Below are 1,355 nucleotides of genomic sequence, written 5' to 3' on the forward strand. Positions count from 1 at the left end.
CTTCGATGTGTAGGTTCCGTTTTATTCCTTAGAAAGGAGGTGATCCAGCCGCAGGTTCTCCTACGGCTACCTTGTTACGACTTCACCCCAGTCATCTGTCCCGCCTTAGGCGGCTCCCTCCATAAAGGTTAGGCCACCGACTTTGGGCGTTACAAACTCCCATGGTGTGACGGGCGGTGTGTACAAGGCCCGGGAACGTATTCACCGCGGCATGCTGATCCGCGATTACTAGCGATTCCGACTTCGTGTAGGCGAGTTGCAGCCTACAGTCCGAACTGAGAACGGCTTTAAGAGATTAGCTTGCTCTCGCGAGTTTGCAACTCGTTGTACCGTCCATTGTAGCACGTGTGTAGCCCAGGTCATAAGGGGCATGATGATCTGACGTCGTCCCCACCTTCCTCCGGTTTGTCACCGGCAGTCTCACTAGAGTGCCCAACTTAATGCTGGCAACTAGTAACAAGGGTTGCGCTCGTTGCGGGACTTAACCCAACATCTCACGACACGAGCTGACGACGACCATGCACCACCTGTCATTGCGTCCCCGAAGGGAACGCCTTATCTCTAAGGTTAGCGCAAGATGTCAAGACCTGGTAAGGTTCTTCGCGTAGCTTCGAATTAAACCACATGCTCCACCGCTTGTGCGGGCCCCCGTCAATTCCTTTGAGTTTCAACCTTGCGGTCGTACTCCCCAGGCGGAGTGCTTAATGCGTTAGCTCCGGCACTGAAGGGCGGAAACCCTCCAACACCTAGCACTCATCGTTTACGGCATGGACTACCAGGGTATCTAATCCTGTTCGCTACCCATGCTTTCGAGCCTCAGCGTCAGTTGCAGACCAGACAGCCGCCTTCGCCACTGGTGTTCTTCCATATATCTACGCATTCCACCGCTACACATGGAGTTCCACTGTCCTCTTCTGCACTCAAGTCGCCCGGTTTCCGATGCACTTCTTCGGTTAAGCCGAAGGCTTTCACATCAGACCTAAGCAACCGCCTGCGCTCGCTTTACGCCCAATAAATCCGGATAACGCTTGCCACCTACGTATTACCGCGGCTGCTGGCACGTAGTTAGCCGTGACTTTCTGGTTGGATACCGTCACTGCGTGAACAGTTACTCTCACGCACGTTCTTCTCCAACAACAGAGCTTTACGAGCCGAAACCCTTCTTCACTCACGCGGTGTTGCTCCATCAGGCTTGCGCCCATTGTGGAAGATTCCCTACTGCTGCCTCCCGTAGGAGTATGGACCGTGTCTCAGTTCCATTGTGGCCGATCAGTCTCTCAACTCGGCTATGCATCATCGCCTTGGTAAGCCGTTACCTTACCAACTAGCTAATGCACCGCAGGTCCATCCCAGAG

The 1,355-nt window shown here is 54.1% G+C and carries 1 rRNA gene; it reads right to left on the reverse strand.

What is annotated here, in order from left to right:
* Window positions 1–32: 32 nt before the first annotated feature.
* A 16S ribosomal RNA gene (locus H5S10_RS00140) occupies window positions 33–1,355 on the reverse strand; the annotation flags it as partial.

The sequence above is a fragment of the Limosilactobacillus balticus genome, from assembly GCF_014145615.1.
Taxonomy (GTDB): Bacteria; Bacillota; Bacilli; order Lactobacillales; family Lactobacillaceae; genus Limosilactobacillus; species Limosilactobacillus balticus.